This window comes from Sporosarcina sp. P33 (genome assembly GCF_002077155.1).
GTDB lineage: Bacteria > Bacillota > Bacilli > Bacillales_A > Planococcaceae > Sporosarcina.
The window spans coordinates 754,372-780,330 of the sequence record NZ_CP015027.1 but is presented as its reverse complement, the minus strand read 5'-3'; the positions used below and the strand labels follow the sequence as shown (position 1 = coordinate 780,330).

The following is a 25,959-nucleotide window of genomic DNA, read 5'->3' as shown; positions in this document are numbered from 1 at the left end:
AAGAGGAGGAATTACAATGATCGGAACGTGGGTCTCTATTTTGCCTCCTATTATCGCCATCGTGATGGTGTTGGTGACGAGGAGAGTATTATTATCATTAGGAGCAGGCATTCTTACAGCTGCTTTACTTATTGCGGAATTTGCTCCGCTGGAGACGCTGAAAGGTATTTGGACAGCTGTGACTATTTCATTTTGGGACGGCGGTTTGAATACATATAATATATTCATTATGTTATTTTTATTATTGCTTGGTGTCATTACCGCATTTGTCAGCCTGTCAGGAGGCAGTGCGGCGTTTGCACGCTGGGCGGTAACACGCATCCGTACGAAACGCGGTGCAAAGCTGCTGACTATGATTCTAGGAATTGCTATTTTCGTTGATGATTATTTCAACGCATTGGCAGTTGGACAGATTGCCAGACCGATTACCGATCAGCACAGGATTTCACGTGCGAAACTGGCATATTTCATTGACTCTACGTCTGCCCCTATTTGTGTTGTCTCACCGATTTCCAGCTGGGGTGCATTCCTGATTGGACAGCTTGCACTGATTTTGGGCACGACGGCAGCGGTCAGTTATTCACCGCTGACAGCATTCATCATGATGGCGCCCATGAATTTCTACGTCATTGCTACGTTATCCATGGTCTTTTTCTTTGCCTGGACAAACAATGATTTCTTTGAAATGAAAAAGCACGAAGATCGCGCGAACAATGAAGGTTTATTGTATGATCCAAAAAAAGAAATTCCCGGCGAACTGAAAGAGGAATTTCCTGAGCATACACACGGTAAAGTCCGTGATCTCGTCGCGCCGATTGTGACGCTGATTGCTGTAACTCTTGGCATGATGATTTACACAGGTTATAAAGAGGCGGGGATCTTCGATATTTGGGCAATTTTCGAGAATACAGATGTACCGTTTTCTCTGGTAACCGGGGGCATTACTGCCACATTGCTTGCGATGCTGCTGTATGCACTGCAAATGAAAGAGAATGAAACGGCAAGCGTTTCCTGGATGGGGCGTGCGTTCATTAGTGGAATCAGAGCAATGATGCCGGCTATTTTAATCTTAATCCTTGCATGGGGATTAACAGAATTGATAGCAACACTTGATACAGGCCTCTTCTTATCTACTATGGTAGAGAAGCTGAATATCCCGGTTGCCTTCCTGCCTGTTTTGATTTTCATATTAGCAGGACTGATGGCATTCTCGACAGGTACGTCATGGGGGTCGTTCGGTATTCTCATGCCGATTGCAGGAACAATTATGGTCAATGCGGCACCGGAATTATTGCTCCCGGCATTGTCTGCTGTACTGGCAGGCGCGGTATTTGGGGACCATTGTTCACCGATCTCAGATACAACGATCCTTTCATCTACGGGAGCGGGCTGTAATCATATCGATCACGTGGCGACACAGTTGCCTTATGCGCTTGTGGCAGCCAGTGTGGCGGTCGCCGGATACTTCACTCTTGGTGTGACTGGTTCCGTATGGATTGGACTTGCGGCGGTTATTATTATTCTGATAGCTTTATTTGTGTACTGGAACGCAAAAGGGAAACAGCGGGCAGCGCAAACTGCATAAAGATTATGATTTAGACTAAGAGTGATAAAACCTTCATTCTTAGTCTAAATTTGTTTTGACATCTTGAATTGTCCTGTTTATACTAAATATACAGAACTAGAGTTGTCAGAATACATTGAATGGTAATAAGTTTTGTAAAATAACAAAAAGAGAGGTGATCGTTGTATGGAGAATCGTTCACAGTGGGGAACGAGAGCCGGTTTTATATTGGCTGCGGTCGGTTCGGCAATCGGACTCGGAAACATTTGGCGCTTTCCTTACGTCGCGTATGAAAATGGCGGAGGCGCATTTTTTATCCCGTATTTATTTGCACTTTTAACAGCCGGTATTCCGATTTTAATTATGGAATTCACAATTGGTCATAAGTATCGGGGATCAGCACCGCTTTCATTTTTCCGGCTGAATGGTAAGAAGACAGAATTTCTTGGCTGGTGGGGAATTTTCGTATCCTTTGTAATTTCCACTTACTATGCGGTCATTATTGCATGGGCCATGAAATACACGGTCTATTCATTCGGTTTATCATGGGGGAAAGATCCTGAAGCATTCTTCTTTGGAGATGTTCTGAAACTAGCAGATAATCCTGGAGAAGTCGGCGGATTAGTCGGTGGCGTAGTATTGCCGCTCTTGCTGGTATGGGTTATTTGTTACATTATCTTGCTTGGCGGTGTCAAAAAAGGAATCGAGCTGGCGAATCGGATATTTATTCCTGTTCTCTTCTTACTGTTCTTATTCGTCGTCATTCGTGCGATTACACTTGACGGTGCTATGGTAGGATTAGATGCATTCTTTAAACCGGATGTCGACAAACTATTGAATCCGCGTGTGTGGGTTGCCGCTTACGGCCATATTTTCTTCAGTTTGTCCATCGCATTTGCGATCATGATTACGTATTCAAGTTATTTGCCGAAGAAATCGGATATTACAAATAACGCATTCATTACAGGTTTCGCAAACTCCTCCGTGGAATTACTTGCGGGTATCGGGGTTTTCGCAGTGCTTGGATTCATGGCAACAAATCAAGGCGTGGCTGTAGCAGATGTAGCCACGGCCGGTGTAGGGCTCGCCTTCGTTGTGTTCCCGGAAATCATCAATCAGATGCCGGGATTAAACGGCCTGTTCGGCGCATTCTTCTTCCTGTCCTTAACCCTTGCAGGTATCACTTCACTCATTTCGATTTGTGAAACGTATATTGCAGGTATGTCTGATAAATTCAATATGTCAAGACGGCGTTCAGTAACAATCGGTGTCGGACTTTCTACAGCGATCTCGATGCTGTACGCAACGAAAGGCGGACTCTACTTCCTGGATGTCGCAGATTACTTCATCAACCAATTCGGTATTGCTGTCATCGGTCTGGTCGAAGTGATCTTACTGGCTTGGGTATTCAGAAAGCTTGGCGTGTTTGAGAAACATGCCAATGCAGTTTCAGATATTCAGCTCGGCTGGTGGTGGAAGCTTTCATTAATCTTCATCACACCGTTAGTATTGGGAACTATGCTGTTCTTCCTGATCCAAGACAATATGGCAGAAAACTATGAAGGGTATCCGACGTCGTTCTTATGGACAATCGGCTGGCCGGTAGCGATTGGCGCATTTGTAATGTCAATTGTGTTCACTTCACTGAAATGGAAAAACAACACTAGAATCACTACCGATTATGATGAAAAAGGGGGGCTGTAAATGGATACAGGAATGAGCGGTTCTGCAATCCTCATGATGCTGGTCGGCGTGATGATCATCTGGGGCGGTCTATTTATCAGCATCTTTTATGCTACGATACTGAGTAAATTCAAAAAGAAATTCAAAATTGATTAATGATCATGTACACCTGCAGCCGGGCTTTAGCTGCAGGTGTTTTTATATGAAAAGCGGGAAAGTTACGGCAGTAGATCTTCCGCACCCGATATATTCACATCATCGTCTGAAGCCGGCACTATCTGTAATTGAACGTTATCTGAATTTATGTTACATTGACATGAGAAGAATTTATCAACAGAATGGAGTCGGTACCATTGTCATGCAAACCTGAGACTGGAAGAAAAACAGAGCATATAAAGAAGCCGGATTGGCTTAAGATTAAGCTGAACACCAACGAGAACTATACAGGTCTAAAAAAGTTAATGCGTGAGAAAAACTTAAATACGGTTTGTGAAGAAGCGCGCTGCCCGAACATTCACGAGTGCTGGGGAGAGCGGCGTACTGCTACCTTTATGATCTTAGGTGCTGTATGTACAAGAGCTTGCCGTTTCTGCGCAGTAAAGACAGGTCTGCCGAATGAACTCGATACAGCTGAACCGGAACGCGTAGCGGAATCTGTCGAATTAATGAATTTAAAGCATGCCGTCGTAACTGCCGTAGCGCGTGACGATCTAAAAGACGGAGGATCTGCTATTTTTGCAGAAACAATCCGTGCCATCCGCCGGAAAAATCCATTCACAAGTATTGAAGTGCTGCCTTCTGATATGGGCGGCGACCGGGAGAACCTGCAGCGTCTGATGGACGCAAAACCGGATATCCTGAACCATAATATTGAAACTGTACGCCGTTTGACACCTAGAATTCGTGCGCGTGCAACGTATGACCGTTCACTTGAACTGCTGGCACGTGCCAAAGAAATGTATCCAGAGATCCCGACGAAGTCTTCCCTGATGGTCGGACTTGGGGAAACAGTGGAAGAAATCATTGAAACCATGGACGATCTTCGCGCGCATAATGTCGATATCATGACGATCGGCCAGTACTTGCAGCCGACAAAAAAGCACGCAAAAGTGGTAAAATATTATTCGCCTGATGAGTTTGGAGAATTGCGTAAAATTGCAATGTCTAAAGGGTTCTCTCATTGTGAGGCAGGGCCGCTTGTACGCTCAAGCTACCACGCAGACGAGCAAGTTAATGCTTCGGCGAAAGAGAAACAGCGCCAAGGTGAAGAGCTGCTGAAACTTGAAGAGCAAGCGAGCAGGTAAATGGAAGTGAAGCAGAAGATGGTTATTTTAGAGAATACGCAGTACGAGATCGCGAAAGAGTTTCGTGAAGGTTTCGATGAAGAAGCTTTGAATGAACGGTTTAGCGAAGTGCTGCTGAAGTATGATTATATTTTAGGCGACTGGGGATACGGGCAGTTACGATTAAAAGGTTTTTTTGAAGATCGTAATTCCAAATCTACTTATGAAACGAAAATCAGCACAGTTCAGGATTATATTTATGAATATTGCAATTTCGGCTGTGCGTATTTCATTCTGAAGAAGATCGGAAAAGTAAAACCTGTATCCGCTGAAACGGAAACAGCAGAAGAAGTACAATCTGAATCCGCGACTGCTTCTAATACAAATCAATAAAAATAAAAGCACCGGGCAGACTAAAATTAGCCCTGTGCTTTTATTTGTTTCGTTGAAAATATGGTAAGATAGAGACAGGAAGTAAACGAGGAGGAAGAACATTATGTATTTTGTGGACCAAAATAAAATCAGTAAGACTTTAGCGTATATGGAGCAATTGATAAGCATCTTTGAAAAGGAATCAAGCTGGCAGCAAAACGAAGTAAACAAACTGGCTGTGGAGCGAATTGCACATGGCTTGATTGAAGGCATTATTGATGTAGGAAACTCGATGATTGACGGGTTTATTATGCGTGATCCGGGGAGTTATGATGATATTATCGATATACTCGAAGATGAAAAAGTCATTCAATCTGAACAGTCAGTACCGCTGAAAGCGTTTATTTCATTGCGCCCGATGATTGTTCGCCAATTTATGGAAGTCGATACAGAGGCTGTTGAAACATCTATTCGTGAAACTCTGAATGAGCTCAAGCTATTCCCGGGCCAAGTCCGTGATTATTTGACGAATGAATTAGGACCGGTTTCAGCGTTTCTGCCAACTGAATGATGAGACAGTATCAAGCGTATTGTTTTGATTTGGACGGCACAATGTATCGCGGAAGTGAACCGATTCAGGAAGCAGTGGATTTTGTGACAGAGCTTCAGGCGAAAGGTGCTGATACATATTTCATTACGAACAACGCCGCGCTGACACGGGGAGCCCAGCAAAAGAAATTAGCGAGGTTCGGTGTCCGGACGGAAGTGGATCGTATTATGAATTCAGCGACAGCACTTGCCCGTTATTGTAAGCAGCATTATGCAGGCGCCCGCGTCATGATGATTGGAGAAGCGGGACTGAAAGAAGCGTTGGAAGAAGAACAGATTGAACTCACGGACGCCAATCCGGATATCGTGCTGATGGGGCTTGACCGCCAGATTACTTACGGAAAAATTGCTGAAGCCTGCCTTGCGATACGCAATGGAGCGCATTTTTTAGGCACCAATCAAGACATTAAATTTCCGACTGAAAAAGGACTGGTTCCCGGCAACGGATCTTTTCTGAAGCTGATGGAAGCGGCAACTGAAACATCGCCGCTCGTCGTAGGTAAACCTGAGCCGTATATGCTTGAATTCATTCAGCAGCAGGGGAACTATGAAAAAGAAGAGATGATATTAATCGGAGATAATTATGATACAGATATTATGGCGGGCATACGCTATGGCATCGATACGGCGTACGTTGCCACCGGCGTCACACCAATGGAAGAAGTGCTGCAAAAAGCAAAGCGTCCGACATATATTTTATCCGGTCTTGCCGATTGGCCGAAATAAACAAAAGCTGCACAAGAAGCGCAACAACTTCCTGTGCAGCTTTTTCGCTAAATGACTGTCAGAAAAGGGAGCAGGGAAGCTAATTCCGCACATTGCTCAATCACTGCGAACACGTAAAACCGCATAAAAAAGGATGTACCTTGAAGTTTGGCAACTTCCGGGACATCCGTTGTTTTTTTATGCTATTAAAAAAGTGGATTCTCTTCAATGAACTGATAAATTCGTGCTGACAATTCATCCGCGGTCTCCGCTTCGACTAATTCACCGTTCACAATTGCATATAACGTATCACTGCATTTTGTACAATAACTTAAACAGCCGTATTCCAGCACATCGATGTTTGGATCCCGCTCCAATGTCTCGAATACGGGGTAAGAACCATTCGCCAAATTGCTGATACAAAACTCCACGATGGGATTCATCTTTCTCACCTCGCCTATTAGAAATGGTACTCTTTTTTTACGTAAGCGTCAACGAACTAGGTATATTGTGAAAGTCATCACAAACTGTTATAATAACAAATGAGATGCAACATGAAAATAGACATAGAAGGAGAACTATATGAGAAAATTACTTTTACTGGGTGCCGGCTATGGTAATATGCGAATTCTGCTGCGTTTGCTGAATAAAGAATTGCCGAGCGATATAGAAATTACTCTTGTAGACCGTACCCTGTTTCATAGTTTGAAAACGGAATTTTATGCACTGGCGGCAGGAACAGTTCCTGATTCTGATGTCCGGGTAGCCATTCCAGTTCATGACCAGCTGAAAGTGATAGAAGGTGAGATTCAGGAAATCAAGCCGGAGGAAAATGAAGTATTGCTGGCAGATGGCCGTGCCATTCCGTATGATGAGCTCGTAATTGGCCTGGGGAGCGAAGATAACTTCCATAACGTGCCGGGTGCTGCAGAACACACACTGAGCATTCAGACGATTGGGAAGTCCCGCAAAACCTATCAGACATTACTTGGGCTTGGCGACGGTGCGACGGTAGGTATTGTCGGTGCAGGACTGAGCGGAATCGAGTTGGCAAGTGAATTACGTGAGAGCCGGCCTGATTTGAAAATTAAACTATTTGACAGAAGTCCGCGTATTTTGCGTGACTTCCCTGAACGATTAAGTAACTTCGTAAAGGGTTGGTTTGATCAGAACGACGTGGAAGTGGTCGCAAACTCAAATATCACCAAAGTGGGCGAATCAGTTCTATATAATCATGAAGAAACGATCGACATCGACGCTGTCGTTTGGACAGCTGGTATTAAGCCCGGCAAAGTCATTGAAGACCTCACTGTTCAAAAAGACCGTTCGGGCCGTATCGTGCTCAACCAGTACCATCAGGTTCCAAGCTACACGAACATCTACGTAGTGGGAGATGTCGCTGCGCTTCCGCATGCGCCGAGTGCCCAGCTGGCAGAAGTTCAGGGAGAGCAGATTGTACAAGTGCTGCGTCTGGTCTGGAAGGACGAGCCGTTAATGCCGGAAATGCCAGAGCTGAAGTTAAAAGGCTTCATGGGTTCACTTGGAAAGAAACAAGGATTTGCGTACTTGGCGGATCGTACCGTTACAGGAAGAATCGCACGTCTGATGAAATCCGGATTGCTGTGGATGTACAAATGGCATAACGGTTAAAATGCAACATACAGAATGGGTTTTCAGGAAAGTCGCCGCCATGCGAATTTCTTTGAAAGCTCTTTTTGTTTTGCTGCTGGGTGCGACAGTAGTTTTAAATTGAGAATTTATAGAGGGCAAAATCGTCAGCCCGGCTTGTGGGAAGATACATAAAAAGAAGCGGCCGTTCATCACAGAACGGCACGCTTCTCGTGCAAAGCAGACGGAAGAACCAACATGCTTGTTCTCAATTAATTCGTCTGATTATCAATTTATTGGGATTGATATCCATGTGTTTCCAGTGCAGTGAAAACCGGTTTTAGCTGAATGTGGCCTTCACCGATCATTTCGCCGCCAATCATAACTAGAGGATAAAAGTACTCGTCATCGCGAATTTTCTCCGCAATTTCCTGCTGTCTGGGTTCAGTAATGTCTGAGTTGATATCAATATACGTAATCGTAAATGGCTGTTCAGGGTACTTTCTTGATATTGCCGCCTCGAGCCACTCATACGTATCTTTGGAAGAAGGAGCATTTACGCAGCTTGCACAGATCACTTCTGCTCCGTAAACTTCAATGGTTACTGGTGATTGGGTCATAAAAAGTCAAACCTCCGATTCATTATTGGATTTTTTCTGCTGGGCAGTTTATAATAAGTATAAGGAAAGGAGAGAGTGATTACAATGACAACAGATACTAAATTATATGAGCCGGTAAAAGAAGTGCTAGATAAATTGCGCCCATTCCTCTTGCGAGACGGAGGGGACTGCGAACTGGTGGATATCGACGAAGGAATTGTGAAGTTGCGTCTCTTAGGCGCATGCGGAACGTGCCCAAGCTCAACGATTACATTAAAAGCCGGTATTGAACGTGCATTGCTTGAAGAAGTGCCAGGCGTTGTAGAAGTCGAACAGGTCTTTTAATTTTTATTTAACAAGAAAGCCGTGTAAGGAAGTTTCATCTTCTTTGCACGGCTTTGATTATTTAACTGCCTTTATGGCGGTTTCTTCATCCCGGATTTCTTGCCAGCGATCTTTGGCCATTTGAATAACTGTGGGCTCAGTGGATCTATTTTGTGTTTCGATGACTCTGGAAAAGTTCCGGATTGCTTCCGCACGGTCATTGATGCGCCACGACAACTCGGCAATTATATATTGAACGCGGGTTTCGGACATCTGAGTGCCGACATAATCACCTTCAGAAAAAGCTTGAATGTACAAATTTCGTGAAATTTCCAGATACCGCATCTCTTTTGCACGGTTTTCATCTTCCCGGTAAATCCATGCGATACGGAGCATCATACCTGCCATCGTCAAGTGTTTTTCTTTCTTGAAATTGGCGCTTAAATACGCGAGCTTATAGGCTTCAATTGCCTGTTCTTTCGTGCGGATCCCTCCGAATGAACGGCTGCGCCACTTGGCAGTAATATTTTGGGCGATCATTTCTTTCGTGCCTGGTGCGAAATAAGGTGCAAAATCATCAGTGAAGGCAAAACCGCAATTCGGACATACGGCAACATTATAAAAAATAGGGTTAATTTCCTTGTTTATATAAATGGGTCTAAAATCGCTGTCGTGATCAATAACTCTTACTTGACGTGAACGGATTTTGGTAGTAGAAAAATGCTCTTTACAAAGTAAACAATGCATTTTCTTATCGTAAAATGGGCTGATTTCCACAGTCATCATTCCTTTCTGTCCTGAGTCTTATTATACAGCAAAAAAGACCTATTAGGGGGACTATTTGTTTGCAATACGGTGAAAAAGATTGATATGATAGAACAAATCGTGGAAAGTGAGTGTGAATATAGATGAATCCAGTAGAAATTACAGAAGCAGCGGCATTTCACGTAAAAAAAATGATGACTCATAATGAAGAAGAAGGTTCATTTCTGCGCGTATCCGTCAATGGCGGAGGATGCAGCGGATTAACATATGGTCTAGGCTTTGCACAGGAAAAAGAAGATGATGATATTTCTTATACTGCGCATGGTATTCCTGTACTGGTCAAAGATGAAGATGCAGCCATTTTGGAAGGCACAAAAGTGGATTACAAGGAGTCTTTGATGGGCGGAGGCTTCACCATTGACAATCCGAATGCCATTGCGAACTGCGGATGCGGGACTTCATTCAGAACTGCTAAAAAAGCAGGGGCACCAGCAGATTGTGAATAAACAGACTGCCACACTTTGAGAATGAAGCGGGATCAGTTTTGTCTTTTTACACCGGAGGCATATTACGGTTCATAATTGATTATTTGCACAATAATAATTCGGTTGAAAAATATGCCCAAAAGGTCTACTATAAGAATGAAAGCTAGTTTATATTAATATTAAACTAAATGTCCGGCACTGCGTAAAACCAATGAAAGATTGTTTTTACACGTACTCGGCATTTAATAAACTCAAAGGTGGTTTCGATTTACGTGAAAAGACCGACAATCTTAGTATTGGGAGCAGGTTACGGTGGCTTGATGACCGTTGTCAATTTACAAAAGTCATTAGGTGCAGATGAGGCGGACATCGTTCTCATCAATAAAAATGAGTATCATTATGAATCTACATGGCTGCACGAAGCGGCTGCAGGCACATTGACGCCAGAGCAGGTGCGCTATGATATCTCAAGTGTCATCAATAGTAATAAAGTAAAGTTCATCCAGGCAGAAGTTACTGGAATCGATGTGGCGACAAAGAGCGTAAAGACAAATCTTGGATCGCATACATACGATTATCTAGTAATCGGACTTGGTTTTGAAGGTGAAACATTCGGCATTCCAGGGTTGGACAAGTATGCACTTTCCATTGCAAACGTCAATGCTGCACGTCAAATCCGTGATCATATGGAATATCAATTTGCTACTTGGTCTACTGAAGAAGTCAAAGACGACAGCCGGTTGACAATTATCGTCGGCGGAGCAGGCTTCACAGGAATCGAGTATTTAGGTGAGCTTGGAGACCGTGTGCCAGAGCTATGTAAAGAATATGACGTACCTGCTAAAAAAGTGCGCATATTATGTGTAGAAGCCGCACCGATGGTTTTGCCGGGCTTTGATCCTGAACTAGTGGATTATGCAGTCCGCCAATTGGGCGCGAAAGGTGTAGAATTCTCTATCGGCACGCCGGTTGTAGAAGCAACTCCTGAGGGCGTCAAGATCAAAAAAGGTGAAGATGAATTTGAATTCATTAAAGCTGGTACAGTTGTATGGGCAGCGGGTGTCCGCGGAAACCGTTTAATCGAAGAATCAGGCATTGAAAACATGCGTGCACGAGTAAAAGTTGAAAAGGATATGCGTGCGCCAGGATTCGATGATGTATTCGTAGTCGGAGACTGTGCATTGATGATCAACGAAGCAATCAACCGGCCATATCCTCCAACTGCACAGATTGCTATGCAGCAAGGGGATATGATCGCAAATAACATCATCGCACTGATGAAGGGCAAGCCGACAGCGGAATTTGTACCGGATCTAAAAGGAAGTGTTTGCTCACTTGGCGATTCTGACGCTATCGGTGTCGTATTCGATAAAAAAGTGACAGGCGCAAAAGCGTCATTTATGAAAAAAATGATTGATAACCGCGCATTATTTATGATTGGCGGCCTAGGCTTAACGATCAAAAAAGGTAAATTCAACATTTTATAATGTCTTTGAAAAACGCTCGCTTCGGCGGGTGTTTTTTTATGCCTTCTACAATAATAGAAGTAAGTCAACTTTGGGAGCCTGCCTGGCGGGTAAATTCGGCTGTCAGATTTTAAGAATTCATGACAACTGCACAGAACGTCTGCGGTTCTCTGTCTTGTTCTATTGAAAGCTGTCGGGTCATCCTGTAAAATGTTGAAGTGATGAACTGGAGGTTAGCAGGCATGCAAACTATATCTGTAGCACAAGTTTTGCTATCGATCTTAATATTTATCGTTATGTTTTTCGGTATCGGCTTTTTAGTGAATATGCTGCTGCGCATGACGTGGCTTATGGCAATTGTGTATCCGATAATCGTAGTTTTCATTATTGATGATGTTCCGATGTATCAGTACATTACAAAGCCTGGATTTGCTTTCAGTGAGCTCGGGGCGAACATTATGTCGCTTCATGCAGTGGATATCGTAATCTTGGCGAGTGGCCTTGTCGGCGCAATTATCGCAGGCTTTGTCATGAAGGCGCTGCGCAGGATGGGGTATCAGATGTTTTGATGCGTTTTGTTATGTTTGGACATGAAAAAAACGGGGCTGTACAGGAAGTCGTAGCTTACGACGTCTTGTTACAGCTCCGTTTTTTTGTGCTGGGTCGTAGCTCGACTGGGTGTTGGGGTTTGTAATTAGTGAGTGTCAGCGTTTAGGACCCGCGCAGGCACGTGGGGGATTGCCTTACGTCATGAGCCAGCTGGCGATAGTGCGCCGCCAGTTGTCTCATGACTTCGGCTGACCCCGCAGTTGTGCCTGCGCTGCTGAGTGGAAGCAATCTAGGTTGTAGTTTAAAAGAGAAGAAGTTCCGTGACTGCTTGGTGACTGGTGTATGCATTGGCAAAAGACGTGTCATCTTCTGCTTACCCCTTACTGAACGGAGGCGCCTCCCAAGCGGTCGGCGAAGTGATGAGACAGCCAGGTGTACTTCCTGTCTGGCTCATTGCGTAGCCATCCGCCAGCGCCGCAGTGGGTTCAATGCCGTTCTGTCTCTGTTTTGGGATCGTAGCTCGACTCGTTGTCGGGGATTGAAGTTAGCGAGTGTCCGCTGTTTGGACCCGCACAGGCACGTGGGGGATTGCCTTTCGTCATGAGCCAGCTGGCGAAGTACGCGCCAGTTGTCTCATGACTTCGGCCGACCCCGCAGTTGTGCCTGCGCTGCTGAGTGGGAGCAAGTCAGGTTACATTTTTAAAAGGGAAGAGGTGCAGTGACTGGTAGACGACTAGCGTATGCTTTGGCAAATGACGTGTCATGTTCTGCTTCCCCTAACTAAACGGAGGCGCCTTACAAGCGGTTGGCGAAGTGATGAGACAGCCAGGCGGTCTTCCTGTCTGGCTCATTGCGTAGCCATCCGCCAGCGCCGCAGTGGGTTCAATGCCGTTCTGTCTCTGTTTTGGGATCGTAGCTCGACTTTTTGTCGGGGATTGGAGTTAGCGAGTGTCTACTCTTTGGACCCGCGCAGGCACGTGGAGGATTGCCTTACGTCATGAGCCAGCTGGCAAAGGGCGCGCCAGTTGTCTCATGACTTCGGCCGACCCCGCAGTTGTGCCTGCGCTGCTGAGTGGAGGCTGTGCATGTACTCTTTTAAAAGAGAAGAAGTGCAGTGACTTGTTGCCGACTGGCGTATGCTTTAGAAAATGACGTGTCATGTTCTGCTTCCCCCTAACTAAACGGAGGCGCCTTACAAGCGGTCGGCGAAGTGATGAGACAGCCAGGCGGTCTTTCTGTCTGGCTCATTGCGTAGCCATCCGCCAGCGCCGTAGTGAGTTCGATGCCGTCTTGCTTCTCTTACAACAATGACGGCAACTGGTGTATTACGTTTTCGATGCAAAAAGCAGAAAAACATCCGCACAGCACTTGCCCGTCACATTTCAAAAATCAGTAGCCTAAACGACATTCGCTCACTAAACGGAAGCCATCCGCCAGCGCCGCAGCGGGTTCAATGCCGTTTAGCTTCTATCATTACAATGACGTCGGCCTGTGTTATCATGACCCGAAATAAAAGCAGAACAACGCTTACGCAGCAGCAGCCAGTTACTTTTCTGAAACCAGAAACCGACGTGCTTTCCACTCACAAAATCACGGTATACGTAAAGATCGAGATAAGAATTCCTGTCAGGGCGCCGAAGAATACTTCGTTTGGTTTGTGGCCGAGCAAGGTTTTGAGTTCCTGAATTTTGGTTTCGTTGTCCTTCTTCGGCCAGCCTTTGATATCGTCGACGAACACTTGAAAATCAGACCGCATCTGGTTGATGATGACGGCCTGCTGTCCCGCCTGGTAGCGGATGCCGGTCGCGTCGAACATGACGATGACTGCGAAGATGGCAGAAACCGCAAACAAAGGGGAATCCAGACCGGCTTCAAACGCAATTGCAGTCGTCAGTGCGGTGACGGCTGCTGAGTGGGAGCTGGGCATGCCGCCAGTAGAAGTCATTAGACCGAAATCCAGTTTACGTGTCAATAAAAAATGAATCGGTATTTTTACGAATTGGGCAAATAGAATGGCGAACAGCGCTGCGAGGAGCGGTATGTTTTCAAAAATAGCCAAGTGATTCCACTCCGTTTCTGTCTTAGTTTAGCAATCAGTATACCATAATGATCAGCGAATCGTTGAGAAAACCGAACAATCCTTGTGGTTGGAAGTGCTAATCTGACTAGTCTATACTAGTAGGGGGAAACCGTAAAGAAAAGGGAGGATCAACAGATGATAAACGTAGAAACTGCATCCGCAATTGATCAAAAAGAAGTAGAGGCACTTATTATCGGAGTGCCCGATCACCCGGAAAATGTAGAGGGCTTTGATCAGTTTGCCGAAGCATTCCATCCATCTCTTCCGGACTGGATTAAATCGCATGACGTTCAGCAGAAATTTAAAGCGATTACAAAAATGCCGGCATTATCGAAACAATCCTACAAGAGAGTCTACTTTGTAGGTGCAGGAAAGCAAAAGGAGCTTGCTGAGCAGCCGCTGCGCGAACTGTTTGCAGCAGTAGGCAAACAGCTGCACAAAGACCGTGTGCGCACTGTGAGCGTCTGGACAGCACCGTTCTGCAATGACGAAATCAGTTGCGATGACGTCGCATACTTGGCGTCGGAAGGCATTGGCATGGGTTCTTACGTCTATGAAGGGTTCCAGACATCCTCCAACGAAGCAGATGTGCCGCTCACTTCAGTTACTTTCATTACGGCGTCAGATGAGGAAAGTGTCAAAGCGGCAGGCGAAGTCGGTATGATTTATGCGCATGCAGTCAATGAAGCGCGGACACTTGTCAATGTGCCGCCGAATTTATTGACACCGGCTAAAATGGCAGATTATGCACGTGAATTGGCAGACAGCTATGATCTGGAAATCGATATTCTTGGCAAAGCGGAGATGGAAGAGCTAGGCATGGGCGCAATTCTTGCAGTAAACCAAGGTTCTGTGGAAGAGCCTCGGCTGATCGTGCTGAAATATCAGGCTACGGAACAGTGGGAAGATGTCATTGGGTTAGTCGGCAAGGGAATTACGTACGATACGGGCGGCTACTCACTGAAGCCCCGTGAAGGCATGGTCGGCATGAAAGGTGATATGGGTGGCGCTGCAGCCGTTCTGGGCGCTATGTGCATCATAGGAGAGTCCAGACCGAAAAAGAATGTCATTGCGGTCATCGCCTCTACTGATAACATGATTTCTGGAAATGCATTCAAGCCGGATGATGTCATCACCTCGCTCAGCGGCAAGACGATTGAAGTGCTGAATACAGATGCGGAAGGCCGTTTAGTGCTGGCTGATGCGGTGACATATGCGAAGCAGGCAGGTGCAGAGTATTTGATCGATGTAGCGACATTGACAGGCGGTGTCATTGTGGCGCTTGGCAATGACAAAACTGGCACACTGACAAATAATGATGAGTTCTATAAGCAATTCCAAGAGGCAGCGGAGGAAACAGGGGAGTTCATCTGGCGGCTGCCGTTAACGGAAAATGACCGTAAGCGGATTCGTAAAAGTGATGTGGCGGACTTGAACAACTCACCTGGGCGCGATGGCCATATGATTTTCGGCGGCGGCTTCGTTGGAGAATTTGTCGGCGATACACCTTGGATTCATTTAGACATTGCGGGCACTTCTGATGCGGCGAGTTCGCATGTGCTTGGTCCTAAGGGCGCGACAGGCGTGATGGTGCGTACATTGGCGACGTTTGTAGAGCGTCTGGCTGCTGAAACAGAAGAACAGGAATAATCACAGTTGGGCTCTTTCCCCAATCCACTTTTATCAGCGGGCATAGGATAAAGGGAAAGGGGGAGCTTGAATGACAAGAAACAGTTATAGAGGCGGTTACGGAGGCGGCCACAGAGGCGGTCACGGCGGTGGCTACGGGGGAGGTTTTGGATTCGGAGCGCCATTCCTTGGCGGATTAGTCGGAGGATTCCTCGGTAACGCGTTTTCGCCGGGCTACGGCTACGGTTACGGTGGCGGCTTTGGAGGATATTATCCGCCTTATTATAACTATCCGTATTACCCGCCTTACTATCCTTATTATCCATACTATTAAAAAAACCACGCAGAGAGGATCAATCCTCCTGCGTGGTTTTCTCTATTTCTTCGCGCTTCTTTTTTATCGCTTTCTTTAAATCATCCCCGACTGTTAACTTTGTCGGTTGAACTCCTGACATATAAGCAGCGCGTGTCATCAAGTGACCGCCGATTGGAGAAGTGATGAATAAGAAGACGATACCGAGCAGCAGCTGAATACTGAAATGGCCTTCATTCCACCAAAAGTTGAAGAATACCCCGAGCAATAAACTCATGACACCGAGCGTGGCGCTTTTCGATGCAGCGTGCGCACGTGTATACACATCCGGCAGCCGTAAAATCCCTATGACGGTGACAATCGTAAAAATGATTCCCACAGTAACTAGCAATATGATAATACTATCAGCGATCAGATCCACGTTCGATAATCTCTCCTCTCTCAATGAATTTAGAGAAGGACACCGTACCGATGAACGACATAATCGCAATCAGCAGAATTGCATCGATGAAGAAGGGTGTATCTAACAGGATGGACAGCAGTGCGATAGCGGAAATCAGCATGACACCAACCGCATCCAGTGCAACGAGCCGATCCGGAACAGAAGGCCCTTTCCATACACGATACAGCAATCCGAGCATAGACAAGATGACCAGCACGAGACAGACAGAATAAAACAGGTTCATCCCCGGCTCACCTCCATAATGGCTTTCTCGAATGTGTTTTTAATTGAGTCAATTGCTTCATCCACGTCATCTACATCAATGGCATGGATGTACAGTGTGCGCTGATCATCGGAAACATGAACAACGACCGTGCCGGGTGTTAATGTAATTAAACTTGATAACAGCGTAATCTCCCAATCTTGCTCAAGTTCAGTCGGCAACGCGAAGAACATTGGCTGCATCGTCGATAGGTCTGGTTTGATAACCAGCATCAGCACAGAAATATTCGACATGATCAGCTCCCGCAAAAAGATTGCGGTCAGTTTCAATGCAGACCAGATCCGCCAGACGTAAAGGCGGCTCCTGAAATAGCGGCGCGTCATGATAATCATCAACAACCCGATAATATACCCAATAATGAACGTAGAAGGTGTCAATGAACTTGTCATGAACATCCAAACGACTGCAATGAAGAAATTTAAAAGTATCTGAAAAGCCATTGACCTCTACTCCTTTAACACCGCATTTATATAGATTGACGGATCCGCCAGCACATCAGCAGCATCCTTCATATATGGCATGAGCCATTCCGCACCGACACCGTACGCCGCTGTGATGAGTACAAGCATGACTGCCGGCAGCATCATCTGACGGTATACGCGCTGATCCCGGGCTGGCAATACATGCTGCTGCGGGCCCCAAAAGGCATAAATGAAAATCCGTATAACAGACAGCAGCACAATCAGGCTCGAAGCCAAGACGATCACACTGCTGAACGCATGATCTGCTTCAAATGCGCCTTTTGCGATGAGCACCTTTCCGATAAATCCGCTTAACGGAGGAATGCCGGCAAGACCGAAAGCCGCAATTAAATACGTCCAGCCCAGCGTGCCGTGCGTCTTGATGAGACCGCCCATTTCACGCAAGTTCGATGTGCCGGTCACATAAATAATAATCCCGATCAACACGAACAGCGCACCTTTAATTAACATATCGTGAATCAAATAGTAGACGGCACCTTCCAGTCCTGCCGTGTTCATTTGAGCCACGCCAAACAGAATGACGCCTACTGCGATGATGATGTTGTAAATAATAATTTGTTTCAAATCGAAGTATGCAAGGGCACCGATACAGCCTGCAATGATTGTCAATATCGACAGAACGAGCAGGAATTGATGGGTGAACCCAATGTCATGAACGAAAAATAAAGTATAGGTCCGCGTGATCGCATAGACACCGACTTTTGTCAGCAGGGCACCAAATAATGCCAAGACAGGAATCGGCGGTGCAGCGTACGATCCGGGGAGCCAGAAATACAAAGGAAAGATTGCCCCTTTAATACCAAATACGATCAAAAACAAAATGGCGATGACGGAAATGATTCCCGGCTGATTGATTTCAGCAATCTTCACCGAAATGTCCGCCATGTTTAATGTTCCGACCACGGAATACAAATAAGCTACCGCGATGACGAAAATCGCAGATGAAATTACATTCACCAATATGTACTTGATGGATTCGCGCAGCTGTCTTTTTTCGCCGCCCAGTACGATAAGCAGGTACGACGCGATCAGCAGCACTTCGAAGAATACGAACATATTGAAAATATCCCCGGTCGTGAAAGCCCCGTTAATACCTGTAATCATGAACAGGATGGCAGGGTAGTAGAAAAAACGCTCTCTTTCTATGCCGATTGATGAAAAGCTGTACAAAACAACAAAGAACGTGATCAAAATCGTTGTTGTGACGAGCAGTGCGGAAAACATATCCGACACCATGGATATACCGAATGGTGCGGGCCAGCTTCCGAGCGTCACGGTTTGGATTCCTTCGGTCTTTACTGTCGCGACAAGCCAACAAGAAGCAACTAGACTGAGAGCCAATCCGATTAGTGTCAAAACTCTTTGGATGACTACCTGCTCTTTGAAGAACATTAAAATCATCGCGAAAAAGAAAGGAATAATGATCGGAAATAAAAGAAGATTAATCATGTTCATCATTCCCTCTCAATTCATTCATATTATCTGTCTGGTGTACGGCGTACATACGATACGCCATGACGAGTATGACCGCTGTCACACCGAAACTGATGACAATCGCCGTTAAGATCAGCGCCTGAGGCAGTGGATCTGCGAAATCCGTTATACCGTCAATCAATACTGGAGGTGCTGAACCTCCAAGACCTCCCATTGTCAAAATGAGCAAATGGGCACCATGACTGAGCAGACCGGTACCTAAAATGACTTTCAATAAACTTCTTGAAAGGATCAAGTACACGGCCGCCGTAAACAGCACACCAATGAGAATGGATAAAATAAATTCCATCAGTCATCGCCTCCAATCGACTGGATTATCGTGATGGCGGAGCCGACCACTACCAAGTACACGCCGCTGTCAAAAAACATAGCGGTATGAAGGGAAGTCTTGCCAAATAACGGCAAATTGAAATCATCATATGCGTGCGTAAAGAACGGCACATTGAAGAAAATTGATGCACCCGCCGTACTTAGAGCCAGCACAAGACCGATTGCCGTAACGATCGTAAAGTTGAAAGGAAGAATTTGCTGGATCGTTTTCAAATCAAACGCGAGCAGCAGCAATACGATAGCACCTGTCGTCAGCAAGCCGCCGACAAATCCTCCCCCTGGTGCATAATGACCCACGAAAAAGATATGAATCGAGAACAGAAAGATGATGAAAAACACTACTTTTGTTGCGGTTTGTAAAATGACATCATTTGTTTTCATCAGTCGGCTCCTTTCTCGATACGCGCAGGCGAATCATGCCCAGTACCGCAATCCCTGCAATAGCGAGAACTGCAATTTCAAACAGCGTATCAAATCCACGGTAATCCACGAGAATGACGTTGACGATATTTCCGCCGCCGGCTTCTGTTGCGACCGTGTCTTTGTAGTACTGCGAAATCGAAGGGATTAATTTTTGTGAGTGGCTGGATAAGGCAACTAATGTCACCATCACACCCACGCTTAATGAAACAATCAGGTTGACGACTTTATGGCTTGCCGTCTCGCCGTGTGTTTGAAGTGCGGGCAAATGTTTAAATGCCAGCAAGAATAATGCAACAGACACGGTCTCAATCACAAGCTGTGTCAATGCCAGGTCAGGCGCTTTAAAGATCACAAAGAATAATGCGACGGAATAACCGACGCCGCCGAGCGCAATGATGGCGGCAAGACGTGACTTCGCAAATACGACGAAGCCGACTGATAGCAGCAGCACCAGTCCATTCAGCACGCCATACAACGTAATCGCTGCAAAACTGTTCATATCAACGATGAACGCATCTTTGATGAACAGCACCGCGATGATCGAAACAGACAGGAAAGCAAACATATATAATAAATACGTTCGGATTTTACCTGTCATATACAGACGGGAAACGCGGTTCATTCCTCTTTCACTTCCGCGCATTAACGCGTCATACCCTGCATTCAGCGACAGCCTGTCCGGCTGGATACGATAGAACGGCTGCCATTTTGGAATAGTCAGATATAACAGTGTGCCGAATACGATGACACCTACCGTAAGCCATAAGCCGACTGAACCAAAACCATGCCATGCCTTCACGTGAATATCGACAGCAGACGGGCTGGCGTACAATGTAGGCTGAACCGCCATGACGGCCGGTTTAATAATCCATTTGCCGACCAGATTCGGTATGAAGAAAATAATGATAACCAGGCTTGCCAGGATCATCGGAGCTGCCAGCATACCAATCGGTGCTTCGTGAGGCTGCTTCGGCAATTGCTCGAATTTCTTCTGTCCGATAAATGTTTTCAAAACAAAATACAGACTGTACGTAAACGTGAAGACGCTTGCAATCCAAGCGACAATCGGGAAAAGGATTCCCCAAGTATCAAAGTTGTACAGTTCAAAGTGTTGAAGCGCTGCCATAGATTCCAAAAACATTTCTTTACTGAGGAATCCGTTGAATGGAGGCAGGCCGGCCATTGACAATGAACCGATCAATGCAACCGTAAAACTTATCGGCATAATACTCATCAGCCCGCCAAGCTTCCGGATATCTCGGGTACCGGTTTCATGGTCGATGATACCTGCAATCATGAAGAGACCGCCCTTAAATGTCGCATGGTTAATCAAATGGAAAATCGCTGCATATGTCGCAAAACTGAATATGGCTGCAGTCGTATGATAAGAAATAGCGCCTGCACCAAGGAGCGACATAATCAGCCCCAATTGACTGACTGTTGAAAATGCTAAAATCGCTTTCAAATCGGTTTGCTTTACTGCAAAGAATGATCCCCAGAACAGCGTCAGCAACCCGATTCCTGTGACGAGCCAGATCCAGACGGACGATGACCCGAAAATTGGCGTGAAACGTGCAACCAAATAGATACCCGCCTTAACCATCGTGGCGGAGTGTAGATATGCACTGACCGGCGTGGGCGCTTCCATGGCATCCGGCAGCCAAATATAGAACGGAAACTGTGCTGATTTGGTGAACGCGCCTAACAAGATCAATACTAACGCCAGCATAAAGTAGGGCTGATTTGCAAGTTCAGGAGCCTGGGCGATTAATTCCCGGATAGAGAATGTTCCCCCCATAATATTAAGTAAAATAAAGCCCCCGAGCATCATCAATCCGCCGAACACGGTAATCATCATCGACTTCAGCGCACCAAAGCGTGATTTGTCTTTTGTATACCAGAAGCCGATCAATAAGAAGGATGAAATAGATGTTAACTCCCAGAACAAATAGAGTGTCATCGTATTGTCCGACTGAACAACCCCAAGCATAGCGGTCATGAAAATCAGCAGGTAAACATAAAAGCTTCCAAGATTCTCTTTTTTACTGTCCATGTAAAACACAGAATACAATACGACCAGTGAGCCGATTCCGGTAATCAATAGTGTAAACAATAAACTGAGACCATCTATGTATGATGTAAATACAATACCAAGCGAAGGAATCCATTGCAGTTCAGAAATAGCATGACCGCCATCCATCACCAATGGCAAGAAGCCGGCGTAATAGCCAAACAGCACCAGCGGGACGAGTAAAACGAACCAACCCGTATGTATTCCTTTGATTCTTTTATATGCCAAAGGAACAAATAACGCGAAGATTACAGGTAAAAAAATCAATAACACGAATTCCAAGAGAATCCTCCTTCCGTACATGTTCTTTCATCGTAAAAGTAAATGGTGCATGTTATATGCGTGGGCGTATTTGTTAGTATAGCGTAAAACATTTCAAATTGCATAGCCGACAGTTGACCAATTATTGCTTTATTCGACTTCCTTCTTATATTATTAGGAGGGTGAAAAAATATTTTTGAGGTGCAGTATGAACAATCCATATTTATTCAGTTACTTGCCATTCGTCAGCGTTGTCCTGTTCAGTCTGACGTTCGGTGTGTACAGTGTCGGTGAGACTTTGATTTTCTTTAAAGAAATCGGTCTGTACCAGGGAATGCGCGAGTTTTTATCCGATCTGCAATTACGGATTTTCTTATTAACAATGTATACACTGTTATTCTTTATGGTCATCGCGGCTTTAAAATTGATTGCTGTTACGATTCACGAGACGGCGTTACAGTTTTTCCTGAAAGAAGAGGCGGATGCTTCTTACAGCGCATCGAAGTCGGGTGCCTTAATTTACTTCATCGGGGCATTGGTTTCATTAGCCGGTATTCAATCATGGAAAGCGCTGGTGCTGATCTTCAGCGTCACCACATTTATCTACTTCGTCTACGTCATATATACATTAAGTCCGTTCATGCCGCTGACACATACTGTCGGATTAATTTTCTTCCAAATCATTATCTGGAGTGTTTTGCTCGCGGGGCTTATTTATATCGTGTTCCGTCTGTATAATGGATTGCTTGCGAGCATTCCGCTGGCCAATCCGACTACGTAATATGAAAAGCCGTGCTGATCCGGTTAACGGACCTGCAAGGCTTTTATGGTCTCATCGTGGAAGAAAAGGCGCGAAGATGAATTTTCTGGTCACGCAGACGCGGAATCGGTTTCGGCCGGTCATAGCCAATCCATACCGCAGAAGTATAGCGGTCGTTCATGCCGACTGCCCACAAGTCTTTGAATGAATCTGTCGTGCCGGTTTTTGCTCCAGTATAACCAGTAGTATGTGCAATTCCTTCACCAGTGCCGTTGAGCACGACTTCCTGCATAAGTGACCGGATACTGCTGACGGTGGAAGGGGACCAGACCGCCTTTGTCGTATCCTTCCATTTATAAAGCACTTCCCCTGTAGAGTCTTTCACTGAACGGATAGCGCGGGGAGGTATGTACATTCCGTCAATAAAGCCGGTAGCCGCACCCGCCAGTTCAAGCGGTGTAACGCCTTTTGAAAAACCGCCAAGAGCGGCAGGATAAGTGCGGTCCGCTTCGACAAAGTGCCGGAAGTGGAAGGGTTCCAGATGAGCAAATGCCGTATCGATGCCTACACGCTGCAATAGGCGGACAGCCGTTGTGTTATAACTGTTGCGAAAGGCTTCCCGCACAGAAGTGGTGCCAAATTGATAATTGCCAAAGTTCGTTGGGCAATAGCCGCCTATGCAAATGTTGCTGCTGTTGACCGGTGTGTCGGCGTGATAAGGGCCACTTTCAAAGAACGGGGCGTAGACAAGGAACGGCTTAATCGCGGACCCGGGTTGCCGCACTGCCTGATAGGCGCGGTTGAAATCGGTTTTCTTATAGCCAGAACCGGCATACAGACTGATGATTTCCCGCATTTCATTATCGATGACAGCCGCTCCGGCCTGCACGCCGCCGGTTCCAATCAGTGCATTCAGCCGATTTTCATCATGCTGCTGCTTCGAGGGATCCAGTGCGGTTTCAATCGTCACGCCTTTGCTGATGACATCGCGCGTGCGTCTATTAATTTCATTCTGCCAGCGCTGCCGCTCTTCAGGTGTCCGGGCTTTTTGCATAGAGGCATCCAGTCCCTCCGTCTGCGCAATGAGTTCTTTCAATTCTTCCAATACGTATGAGCTGTACATCGGATAAAATTGTTCTTTTTTCTTGACGTGTAAAGTAATCGGCAGCTGACGGTATTCTTCAAATTGCTCAGGCGTGATCACCTGCTGGTCCGTCAGCACCCGAAGGAGCCGTACTTGGCGTTCTTTCGTTTTATCGAAATGCTTGATTGGATTATAGAGCGACGGATTATTCGGAATCGCCGCCAAAAATGCAATTTCTGCCTCATTCAGCTTTTCTAACGGGCGGCTGAAATAATAGGTTGCCGCTCCGCCAATTCCGTATACTTGATTGCCGAAATACATTTCATTCAAATACATTTCCAAAATCTCGTCCTTCGTCGACTGTTTTTCCAGTTCTGCAGCGAGAAACAGTTCTTTGAATTTACGTTCATATGTTTTTTCGGTCGATAAATAACGCAGACGCACGACTTGCTGAGTGATGGTAGAAGCGCCTTGCCTTTTATCATCCGCGGCTGCGTTGACTGTAAACGCACGAATAATGGCGGCGATATCATAACCGCGGTGTTCATAAAACGTCCGGTCTTCACTTTTTAAAAATAGTTGACGAGTGAAGAACGTCATATCTTGCAAGTCAATCGGCCGCCGCCATTCAACATATTCTTCCGCAAAAAGCTTACCGTTGCGGTCTTTCATCTGTATAGGCGACCGCATGACGGGGACGTCCAGTTTCACTGCATCGCGGATAGACGCCTGCAGTGTTTCTGTCTGTACAGTCTCGGCCTGAATCTGATTTTGAATAAATACTAACAGTGGAACGCAAGCAAGTGTAATCACCAAGCCGACTATTTGTTTCAACTAAGCAGCCTCCCATCCATCGCACGTTAATGATACTTTAGAAAAATATAACATATATCGGCAGCCATCGTTTGGATCATTGCATGAAAAAGCCCCGCAAACTTTGTTTACGGGGTCAATCTTATATGTGCTGATCTGCTTCAACTTGCCGGTCTTCCAGAAAATGCTCGAAGTCCTGTGTGGGCCGGCGTATCGCCAGCGTTAACAATAAATAACCGATCATAAACAGTACACCGGTCACGATGAACACCGAAGGAATACCGATATACCCGCTGACAATCCCGCCGAAAATCGGTCCTACAATATTCCCAAGAAACCGGAAGCTGGTGTTATAACCCATCACTTCTCCCTGCACTTCAAGAGGTGCCTCCCGGCGGACAAGTGCTGTAGTAATCGGAATCATGCCGCCTGTCGAGATACCGAACAGGAACCGCAGCAGAACCAATTGCCATAAAGAAGATACAAATGCCTGCGGGATAATAAAGACAAATGACATGATAAGTAAAATACCAAGTACTTTTTCGTAGCCAATATCATCACCGATTTTCCCCCAGTATCTGGCGAATAATAGATTTCCAAGACCTGTTGCGCTGAACGTTAATCCTGCCAGGAACGCCACATTGGTCATCGCATGTGTCAAATCCGCTACATAGAGCGACAGAAGCGGCTGAATACTGAAGTTCCCGACTTGTATCAATGTTGTAATGATCATGACGTTAAACATCAGACGGTGCTTGAATAATCCGCCTATTATTACCTTCCTGGAATACTTTACGACTTTGCGTGCTTTCACACGTGTTTCCTCTTTTATCCCAATCAATACAATGAGTGCCGCGATCACAACAGACACGGAGGTAATGATAAATGTATATTCAAAACCGAAGCTGTCTGCCATCAGTCCGCCCAGCACCGGCCCGAACAGCATACCTGCGACACCGCCCATCTGCAGCGTGCCAAGCATCTTACCAGCCTCATCCCGGGGTGTCTGCGATGAAATAAAAGCAAGTGAAGTCGGCAGAAAACCGGATACAAGGCCATTCAACAGCCGTAAAACAAAAAAGACTTCCACTGAATCGACGAATCCCATCAAGAATACAGAAGTCGCAATCCCGAAGCCGTTAATTAATAAAATGGGCTTAAATCCATAACGGTCCGCAAAACGCCCCCAAATAGGTGACATAATCAGCGCGGTAATAAATGTGGCCCCGAAAATCAGACCCGCCCATTTCTGGACATATGCCTCTGAATAATCTCCGAACGTATCAATATATAACGAAAGGAAAGGCATAATCATTGTCATCGTGCCTGCAACCAGGAAGTTGGTCACCCAGATGATAATAAAATTTTTCTTATGCCGACTCAAAATCGGCCACCTTCCTTCTGTAGAACAGTAATTGGTTATTAGTATAAAACAATTCGCCGGGCGAAGGAAACATAGTGCCTACACCTGCAGTCAGAGTC

Annotated in this window: 29 protein-coding genes; 15 read left to right on the top strand and 14 right to left on the bottom strand. The window is 45.8% G+C overall.

The features are described from left to right. Positions 1 to 16: 16 nt before the first annotated feature. The 7 genes from SporoP33_RS03860 to SporoP33_RS03835 all read left to right on the top strand — a co-directional run bounded on the left by SporoP33_RS03860 (position 17) and on the right by SporoP33_RS03835 (position 6,237). The gene (locus SporoP33_RS03860; RefSeq protein ID WP_081242511.1) at positions 17 to 1,585 is read left to right on the top strand and encodes a Na+/H+ antiporter NhaC family protein; all 1,569 of its coding nucleotides are present in this window, start codon (positions 17 to 19) and stop codon (positions 1,583 to 1,585) included. Between the two features lie 165 nt (positions 1,586 to 1,750). Next, complete coding sequence (locus tag SporoP33_RS03855) at positions 1,751 to 3,268, top strand: sodium-dependent transporter (protein WP_081242510.1); 1,518 nt, start codon at positions 1,751 to 1,753, stop codon at positions 3,266 to 3,268. Then, positions 3,269 to 3,403: a MetS family NSS transporter small subunit gene (locus tag SporoP33_RS15915; RefSeq protein ID WP_231293293.1), complete on the top strand. Its 135-nt coding sequence runs from the start codon at positions 3,269 to 3,271 to the stop codon at positions 3,401 to 3,403. A gap of 182 nt (positions 3,404 to 3,585) precedes the next feature. Beyond that, positions 3,586 to 4,551, top strand: coding sequence for a lipoyl synthase (lipA, locus tag SporoP33_RS03850; protein WP_081242509.1), 966 nt, complete (start codon positions 3,586 to 3,588; stop codon positions 4,549 to 4,551). Positions 4,552 to 4,569: 18 nt separating this feature from the next. Beyond that, entirely contained in the window at positions 4,570 to 4,923 is a 354-nt protein-coding gene (locus tag SporoP33_RS03845) for a YutD family protein (protein ID WP_369821964.1), read from the top strand. A gap of 103 nt (positions 4,924 to 5,026) precedes the next feature. Continuing rightward, a complete protein-coding gene (locus SporoP33_RS03840; protein WP_081242507.1) occupies positions 5,027 to 5,473 on the top strand; it encodes a DUF86 domain-containing protein in 447 nt (148 codons plus the stop codon). After that, positions 5,470 to 6,237 carry a TIGR01457 family HAD-type hydrolase gene (locus tag SporoP33_RS03835; protein ID WP_081242506.1) on the top strand — a complete coding sequence of 256 codons (768 nt, stop codon included), beginning with the start codon at positions 5,470 to 5,472 and terminating at the stop codon, positions 6,235 to 6,237. Before SporoP33_RS03840 ends, SporoP33_RS03835 begins: the two co-directional genes overlap by 4 nt. Before the next feature lie 185 nt (positions 6,238 to 6,422). Here SporoP33_RS03835 and SporoP33_RS03830 read toward each other — a convergent pair whose 3' ends face one another. Then, positions 6,423 to 6,659, bottom strand: a complete 237-nt coding sequence (locus SporoP33_RS03830) for a YuzB family protein (RefSeq protein ID WP_081242505.1) — start codon at positions 6,657 to 6,659, stop codon at positions 6,423 to 6,425. Positions 6,660 to 6,798: 139 nt separating this feature from the next. Between SporoP33_RS03830 and SporoP33_RS03825 the strand changes: the two genes are divergently transcribed. Then, positions 6,799 to 7,866, top strand: a complete 1,068-nt coding sequence (locus SporoP33_RS03825; RefSeq protein ID WP_081242504.1) for an NAD(P)/FAD-dependent oxidoreductase — start codon at positions 6,799 to 6,801, stop codon at positions 7,864 to 7,866. Positions 7,867 to 8,117: 251 nt separating this feature from the next. Here the strand turns inward: SporoP33_RS03825 and SporoP33_RS03820 are convergent, their stop codons facing one another. Beyond that, positions 8,118 to 8,444, bottom strand: coding sequence for a YuzD family protein (locus tag SporoP33_RS03820; protein ID WP_081242503.1), 327 nt, complete (start codon positions 8,442 to 8,444; stop codon positions 8,118 to 8,120). An 84-nt stretch (positions 8,445 to 8,528) separates the two neighbouring features. Here SporoP33_RS03820 and SporoP33_RS03815 point away from each other — a divergent pair, with 84 nt between their 5' ends. After that, positions 8,529 to 8,768 (top strand): NifU family protein, encoded by a 240-nt coding sequence (locus SporoP33_RS03815; RefSeq protein ID WP_029054424.1) that lies wholly within the window; start codon positions 8,529 to 8,531, stop codon positions 8,766 to 8,768. A gap of 57 nt (positions 8,769 to 8,825) precedes the next feature. Here SporoP33_RS03815 and SporoP33_RS03810 read toward each other — a convergent pair whose 3' ends face one another. After that, positions 8,826 to 9,533, bottom strand: coding sequence for a DUF2225 domain-containing protein (locus SporoP33_RS03810; RefSeq protein WP_081242502.1), 708 nt, complete (start codon positions 9,531 to 9,533; stop codon positions 8,826 to 8,828). 122 nt (positions 9,534 to 9,655) lie between these two features. Between SporoP33_RS03810 and SporoP33_RS03805 the strand changes: the two genes are divergently transcribed. The 3 genes from SporoP33_RS03805 to SporoP33_RS03795 all read left to right on the top strand — a co-directional run bounded on the left by SporoP33_RS03805 (position 9,656) and on the right by SporoP33_RS03795 (position 12,032). Further along, complete coding sequence (locus tag SporoP33_RS03805) at positions 9,656 to 10,018, top strand: HesB/IscA family protein (RefSeq protein ID WP_081242501.1); 363 nt, start codon at positions 9,656 to 9,658, stop codon at positions 10,016 to 10,018. A gap of 251 nt (positions 10,019 to 10,269) precedes the next feature. Next, the gene (locus tag SporoP33_RS03800) at positions 10,270 to 11,484 is read left to right on the top strand and encodes an NAD(P)/FAD-dependent oxidoreductase (RefSeq protein ID WP_081242500.1); all 1,215 of its coding nucleotides are present in this window, start codon (positions 10,270 to 10,272) and stop codon (positions 11,482 to 11,484) included. A gap of 221 nt (positions 11,485 to 11,705) precedes the next feature. Then, on the top strand, positions 11,706 to 12,032 hold the full coding sequence (locus SporoP33_RS03795) for a YuiB family protein (RefSeq protein WP_081242499.1): 327 nt from the start codon (positions 11,706 to 11,708) through the stop codon (positions 12,030 to 12,032). Positions 12,033 to 13,007: 975 nt separating this feature from the next. Here the strand turns inward: SporoP33_RS03795 and SporoP33_RS15910 are convergent. Both SporoP33_RS15910 and SporoP33_RS03790 read right to left on the bottom strand, forming a co-directional pair. Beyond that, a complete protein-coding gene (locus SporoP33_RS15910) occupies positions 13,008 to 13,172 on the bottom strand; it encodes a hypothetical protein (RefSeq protein ID WP_155961300.1) in 165 nt (54 codons plus the stop codon). 422 nt (positions 13,173 to 13,594) lie between these two features. Beyond that, the gene (locus SporoP33_RS03790) at positions 13,595 to 14,071 is read right to left on the bottom strand and encodes a divergent PAP2 family protein (protein WP_081242498.1); all 477 of its coding nucleotides are present in this window, start codon (positions 14,069 to 14,071) and stop codon (positions 13,595 to 13,597) included. Between the two features lie 156 nt (positions 14,072 to 14,227). Here SporoP33_RS03790 and SporoP33_RS03785 point away from each other — a divergent pair, with 156 nt between their 5' ends. Together SporoP33_RS03785 and SporoP33_RS03780 are read left to right on the top strand one after the other, a co-directional pair. Continuing rightward, positions 14,228 to 15,742 (top strand): leucyl aminopeptidase, encoded by a 1,515-nt coding sequence (locus tag SporoP33_RS03785; RefSeq protein WP_081242497.1) that lies wholly within the window; start codon positions 14,228 to 14,230, stop codon positions 15,740 to 15,742. A 70-nt stretch (positions 15,743 to 15,812) separates the two neighbouring features. After that, a complete protein-coding gene (locus SporoP33_RS03780) occupies positions 15,813 to 16,055 on the top strand; it encodes a hypothetical protein (RefSeq protein WP_081242496.1) in 243 nt (80 codons plus the stop codon). Positions 16,056 to 16,074: 19 nt separating this feature from the next. Here the strand turns inward: SporoP33_RS03780 and mnhG are convergent, their stop codons facing one another. The 7 genes from mnhG to SporoP33_RS03745 are packed head-to-tail and all read right to left on the bottom strand — an operon-like array spanning position 16,075 to position 21,841. Then, entirely contained in the window at positions 16,075 to 16,455 is a 381-nt protein-coding gene (gene mnhG, locus SporoP33_RS03775) for a monovalent cation/H(+) antiporter subunit G (protein WP_081242495.1), read from the bottom strand. After that, positions 16,439 to 16,720, bottom strand: a complete 282-nt coding sequence (locus SporoP33_RS03770; protein WP_081242494.1) for a Na(+)/H(+) antiporter subunit F1 — start codon at positions 16,718 to 16,720, stop codon at positions 16,439 to 16,441. The genes mnhG and SporoP33_RS03770 overlap by 17 nt, the downstream gene beginning before the upstream one ends. After that, entirely contained in the window at positions 16,717 to 17,199 is a 483-nt protein-coding gene (locus SporoP33_RS03765; RefSeq protein ID WP_081242493.1) for a Na+/H+ antiporter subunit E, read from the bottom strand. Before SporoP33_RS03765 ends, SporoP33_RS03770 begins: the two co-directional genes overlap by 4 nt. Positions 17,200 to 17,205: 6 nt before the next feature. Then, positions 17,206 to 18,690 (bottom strand): Na+/H+ antiporter subunit D, encoded by a 1,485-nt coding sequence (locus SporoP33_RS03760; RefSeq protein WP_081242492.1) that lies wholly within the window; start codon positions 18,688 to 18,690, stop codon positions 17,206 to 17,208. Continuing rightward, positions 18,683 to 19,024 (bottom strand): Na(+)/H(+) antiporter subunit C, encoded by a 342-nt coding sequence (locus tag SporoP33_RS03755; RefSeq protein ID WP_081242491.1) that lies wholly within the window; start codon positions 19,022 to 19,024, stop codon positions 18,683 to 18,685. The genes SporoP33_RS03760 and SporoP33_RS03755 overlap by 8 nt, the downstream gene beginning before the upstream one ends. Beyond that, the gene (locus SporoP33_RS03750; protein ID WP_081242490.1) at positions 19,024 to 19,446 is read right to left on the bottom strand and encodes a Na(+)/H(+) antiporter subunit B; all 423 of its coding nucleotides are present in this window, start codon (positions 19,444 to 19,446) and stop codon (positions 19,024 to 19,026) included. Before SporoP33_RS03750 ends, SporoP33_RS03755 begins: the two co-directional genes overlap by 1 nt. Further along, positions 19,433 to 21,841 (bottom strand): Na+/H+ antiporter subunit A, encoded by a 2,409-nt coding sequence (locus SporoP33_RS03745; RefSeq protein WP_081242489.1) that lies wholly within the window; start codon positions 21,839 to 21,841, stop codon positions 19,433 to 19,435. Before SporoP33_RS03745 ends, SporoP33_RS03750 begins: the two co-directional genes overlap by 14 nt. Positions 21,842 to 22,028: 187 nt before the next feature. Between SporoP33_RS03745 and SporoP33_RS03740 the strand changes: the two genes are divergently transcribed. Next, complete coding sequence (locus SporoP33_RS03740; RefSeq protein ID WP_081242488.1) at positions 22,029 to 22,601, top strand: DUF5366 family protein; 573 nt, start codon at positions 22,029 to 22,031, stop codon at positions 22,599 to 22,601. Positions 22,602 to 22,644: 43 nt separating this feature from the next. Here SporoP33_RS03740 and SporoP33_RS03735 read toward each other — a convergent pair whose 3' ends face one another. Further along, complete coding sequence (locus tag SporoP33_RS03735; protein ID WP_081242487.1) at positions 22,645 to 24,498, bottom strand: transglycosylase domain-containing protein; 1,854 nt, start codon at positions 24,496 to 24,498, stop codon at positions 22,645 to 22,647. A gap of 121 nt (positions 24,499 to 24,619) precedes the next feature. After that, positions 24,620 to 25,861: an MFS transporter gene (locus SporoP33_RS03730; protein WP_081242486.1), complete on the bottom strand. Its 1,242-nt coding sequence runs from the start codon at positions 25,859 to 25,861 to the stop codon at positions 24,620 to 24,622. Positions 25,862 to 25,959: the final 98 nt, after the last annotated feature.